Here is a 4,842-nt window from a genome sequence, read left to right on the forward strand (position 1 = left end):
TTTTCAAATTGTTCTTTACTTATATCGCTTGGATAGCTTTTTTGCATAGATATACCTCTTTCTTAACTATACTTATTTTACCTCATATTTTCGAGATCCTTAACAGGTTCTAACACGTAGCGGGATGACGAATTTGTTGTTTTTCAAATTGTAGGTGAACCTAAGCCACTTTAGCTATATCTGTACGAACATCTAGTAAAACGACCTAGCTATAGCTAAAGTAATCTAGAAAATTAACGATATTTTATTCCCCGGGGAACGCTCTATTCTGTTTTCCAACTCTAGTTCTAAAAGAGCCATTAGAGCTATGTTGGTAGAAAGTCCGCTTGCTAATATAAGTTCATCTATATCAACAGGTACAGAGTTAATATGATCAACTATAACAGATTTTGCCTGTTGTAATTTTTCTTGTTTTTGGTTAACAGCATAGTGCTCAACATCAAATAGTTTTTTTTGCTGCGGAGGTAGACTAAACCTAATACTCTCTATTATGTCATCAGCGGATTCGATAAGCTTAGCACCGTTTTTAATTAAATAATTACTACCACTACAGCGTGAATCTAAAGGGAAACCAGAAACTGCAAACACCTCTCTCCCTTGATTTAAAGCAAAATCTGCTGTTATTAGAGAGCCAGAACGTTTCGATGCTTCAATCACTGCAACACCTAGCGATAGGCCAGATATAATTCGATTCCTTTGAGGAAAATATTGAGGCTTTGGTTCAGTAGCAAATGGAAGCTCAGTAATTACTAACCCACCGTTCCCAGTGATTTTTTTGTATAGATCAAAATTCTCTTTTGGATACACCACATCAATTCCGCTTGCTGTAACAGCAATAGTGGGATGATTTTTGTATATTACACTGTTTGCTGCAGTATCGATTCCTTTTGCAAGTCCAGAAACGATAACAAAACCAGCTTCGCTTAAATCAAGTGCCAACTTATTGGCAAAATTTCTTCCATTCATTGAAGAGTTACGCCCACCGATTATTGCAATTATCTCACGGCTTAATAATGATATATCACCAAGCGCAGTTATTACAGGAGGACAACTAGAGATATTTCTTAAAAGATCAGGGTAATCTGGGTCACATGCGGGTATAATTTTAGCTCCAATTCTTTCTGCATTATTGATTTCTTCTCGTGCATCTTGAATGCCATACACCTTATTATTAGCCACCCTATTGAGATATTTCAACACCTCATCTAGCGATCCATGTGTTCTTAGTATACTAAAAAACTTTGTTGGTCCTATAGTTCTAGCCAAGCTTAACCATACTTCTAATTCTTTGTTGTTCAATTTATTTATCTTCATAAAAGGCTTGAATTTCTTATCAATTTAGTGTACTCAAGATAATGCAAATATACAGTGTTTTATGACGCATTTTGTTACAGATAAATGCATAAAATGTAAATATACGGACTGTGTGGAAGTATGTCCCGTTGACTGCTTCTATGAAGGTAAAAACATGCTCGTGATTAACCCAGATGAATGTATTGATTGCGGAGTGTGCATACCTGAGTGTCCAGTGGATGCAATTGTAACTGATGATTCCATAAAAGATATTTTAGAACTAGATGAAGAGTTACTGAACAGTGAACAAAAAATCTTCAAATCATTTTACAACATAAACGTAGAATACTCACAAAAATGGCCAAATATCACAGCTAAGAGGCAACCTCTCTATACCGCAGAAGAGTATAAGGAAAAAAAGGATAAAACAGCTTATTTTGATGAAAATTTAGAATAATGCTACTGAAGGAAAAGAAACTTTTTGTATTTCAGGGTTGTTGTTTTTGGTTGCTGAAAATAGTTGCGTTATCTAAGTTGTTATGCTGATAAATTAGTATTGATTAATTTAAGGATTAAGGAAAAAGGCTTATTGACTTTTGAAATATTTGATTATAAAACTAGCTGTTAGCATTAAATCTTGGGGGTAAGTTATGAGTATAAATAAAAGAGAAACCATTTAAAAGATTGAAGGGTTACTTTTTCAAGCGAACGGTAATCTTGAAAAAGCATGTGGTCTATTATCAACAGTAGAGTTAACCGAAGATGGTATTAAAATATTGCTGGAAGAGATGATAAAAGAGTATCATAGCTTGTTTGAAAAGATTTCTTGGAGTTGTGGAATTACTGCAGGCGGTGCACAAGATGCCAACGCAAGCAGCTTCAACGAAGTTTTTAAGCTAGGTTCAAAAGAGTTAGCGTTGGCAATGATGTCAGATCTCAGAAAGTCTTATGATCAAGGATTATTTAAGAAATATAAAAAAGAAGAAATGTCTTATCCTGAAGGAGAAGGAGTACAATTTATTAGAGAATTAAGAGTTTTAAGTAGAATACTTACTATATCTTTAATAAGGAAACTTGATGAAGTTTACAAGTTTACTCCAGAAGAAATTGAGCGTTTGAAGGAATATATATTAGTTAGCAACTATGATACAAACAAAAGTCTTTCTGATATAGACAAATATATGCATGCACTATCTGCCTTAATTAGAAACCCCTCACTTGATACAAAAAAGATATTTGAGCTAAATAATCGAATGATAATACACACTACAGCCTTAATTGATTTAGTAACTAGTGGAGTGGTGAAAAAAGAAGAAGCAAAAGAACAATCTGCTGAGGATTTAGAAAAGCTTATCTGTGAACAGTATAAAGGTGCAGCAAACACGCCACTACCGTTGCCGAGCACGCTATTTGAAGTGGATAAAAAAAGTGCTTGAAGAAAGTAAGAAGGTCTTATAGTTAGCCAAAGTAGGTATTTAATAAGCTTAATGTAACCGTTATATATGCTATATAGTAAAACATAGAATGCTTATGGTTCCAACTATAGCAATTTTAAGTGGTGGGTTTTCTTGTGAGAGAGAAATATCGCTTATGAGCGGAAAAGCAGTAAAGAAGGCGCTCGATAGCCTTTCATATAATGCAATAGAAATAGATGTTGACAGCAACATTGCTGAAAAGCTTAGAAAAATTAATTCGGGCCTTGCTTTTATCGCTCTGCATGGACCTTATGGTGAAGATGGCTGCATTCAAGGTTTATTGGAGATTTTAGGTATAAAATATACACACTCAGGAGTTATGGCTTCTGCTGTTGCTATGAATAAAGTGATGTCAAAGCATATATTTCGGTCCCTTAGTATCGACACTCCAAAAGGTTATGTAATTAGCCGAGAAGATCTACTAAAAAATAATATTAAAATCGATTATCCGTACGTCTTAAAACCAATTAACGAAGGCTCTAGCATCGGAGTGCACATAATTTTCTCGCATGATGATTATTTAAAATTAAAAAACATGTTTGCAGCGCGTGACCAGGCAGTGTCTGGCTACTTGGATGAAAAGGAAAGAGCTACTTCTATGACAAGAGACTTGATGATCATAGAAGAATATGTCCCAGGAATAGAGTTACATACTGCTGTATTGCTAGATGAAGCAATTGGCACTATGGAAATACGACCAAAAAATAAATTCTATGATTATGAAGCAAAGTATACAGATGGATTTGCAGAACATATATTTCCTGCTGAAATTCCTGACAATATATATAAAATGACCTTGGAACATGCACTGAAAATTCATCAATTTTTAGGCTGTAAAACTATTTCCCGCTCAGATTTTCGTTATAATCCCAAAAATAACACTTTAAAAATGCTTGAGATTAATACACATCCTGGCTTTACTGAGTTATCGTTAGTGCCAGAAATTGCAAAATTGACAAAAGGAATCGATTTTAATGAATTAGTTAAAATTATTATTGAAGATAGTTTGCAGCACAAAAATATTAGGGATTTAAGTCATGTTGAGCAGTATTACTAGAAGCCAAAGGAGTTTTTTGCGTAAGTGTGCCTTGGTTATTATCACAGCACTTTTTCTTACGCTAATACTTTACAGCTCACTTGATAAAATAATAAATCGATTTAATTACTACTTTACTTGGTATAATGACTGCCTATCTAGTTTATTACTCAGTAGTGGATTTTCAATCGACGAAGTAGTCGTGAGCGGCAATAAATTTACAAACAAAAAGGATATTCTAAGTTTGACAGATAGAACGCAACCTATCCTGTATATATCACTTTCAAAACTTGCCGGTAACATACAATCCGTAAGCAGATGGATAAAACACGTAAGAGTTCACAGAATTTTGCCCAATACTCTACACATTAATATAGATGAGCATAAACCGTTTGCTCTCTGGAAAGATAATAACAAAACCTCGGTAATTGATTTTGAAGGTAAAGTGATCGTAGATGACTATCTAGTAGATGATCTTGTTGTAATTACAGGACAAAACTCGTTATCAAACCTAGAATTTGTTAGAGATGTGTTGGAGAGTAAAACTCAATTAAGAGACCACATTTCTTCTTTTGCTTATATAGGGAATAGAAGATGGAATATCATACTTGATAACGATTCCACAGTAAAACTGCCTGAAGATAACCCTTATAGTGCATGGGACTATTTAAACCACTTACACAATGCAACTGATTTTACTTTCAGCGATTGGAGTATTATTGATATGCGTATTACTGATAAAATTTTTGTGAAGAGGTGATCTGCTGTCATCCAAGTAGCCCCTTTTCCTGTCATCCCAGTGCCCAGACACTGGAATCCCGCCGCGAACCGTCATACCGCGGTTCATTCGCGGTATCTCTTAACATAGATCCCTTATTTAACCGCCATACCTTAACATAGATCCCGCTAACACGTAGCGGGATGACGGTTGTCGTTTAGCTATAAATATTTAAGAAATTTACCAAACGAAAAAAAAGGCAAAAGAAGCCCCGTGGTTGGCTAATTACTTACATTATACTTTCAAGTATGGCGTTTTTT

Annotated in this window: 5 protein-coding genes; 4 read left to right on the plus strand and 1 reads right to left on the minus strand. The window is 34.7% G+C overall.

What is annotated here, in order from left to right:
• Nucleotides 1–225: 225 nt before the first annotated feature.
• The gene (dprA, locus tag OZD61_RS01805; RefSeq protein ID WP_274979632.1) at nucleotides 226–1,314 is read right to left on the minus strand and encodes a DNA-processing protein DprA; all 1,089 of its coding nucleotides are present in this window, start codon (nucleotides 1,312–1,314) and stop codon (nucleotides 226–228) included.
• A gap of 61 nt (nucleotides 1,315–1,375) precedes the next feature.
• Between dprA and OZD61_RS01810 the strand changes: the two genes are divergently transcribed.
• The 4 genes from OZD61_RS01810 (at nucleotide 1,376) to OZD61_RS01825 (ending at nucleotide 4,564) form a co-directional block, all read left to right on the plus strand.
• Nucleotides 1,376–1,750, plus strand: a complete 375-nt coding sequence (locus tag OZD61_RS01810; protein WP_274979633.1) for a ferredoxin family protein — start codon at nucleotides 1,376–1,378, stop codon at nucleotides 1,748–1,750.
• A gap of 331 nt (nucleotides 1,751–2,081) precedes the next feature.
• Complete coding sequence (locus OZD61_RS01815) at nucleotides 2,082–2,729, plus strand: hypothetical protein (protein WP_274979634.1); 648 nt, start codon at nucleotides 2,082–2,084, stop codon at nucleotides 2,727–2,729.
• An 88-nt stretch (nucleotides 2,730–2,817) separates the two neighbouring features.
• Nucleotides 2,818–3,825 carry a D-alanine--D-alanine ligase gene (locus OZD61_RS01820; protein ID WP_274979635.1) on the plus strand — a complete coding sequence of 336 codons (1,008 nt, stop codon included), beginning with the start codon at nucleotides 2,818–2,820 and terminating at the stop codon, nucleotides 3,823–3,825.
• Nucleotides 3,806–4,564, plus strand: a complete 759-nt coding sequence (locus tag OZD61_RS01825) for a cell division protein FtsQ/DivIB (RefSeq protein WP_274979636.1) — start codon at nucleotides 3,806–3,808, stop codon at nucleotides 4,562–4,564. The genes OZD61_RS01820 and OZD61_RS01825 overlap by 20 nt, the downstream gene beginning before the upstream one ends.
• The last annotated feature ends 278 nt before the right edge of the window (nucleotides 4,565–4,842 follow it).

It is taken from the genome of Wolbachia endosymbiont of Drosophila bocki, from assembly GCF_028982005.1.
Lineage (GTDB): Bacteria > Pseudomonadota > Alphaproteobacteria > Rickettsiales > Anaplasmataceae > Wolbachia > Wolbachia pipientis.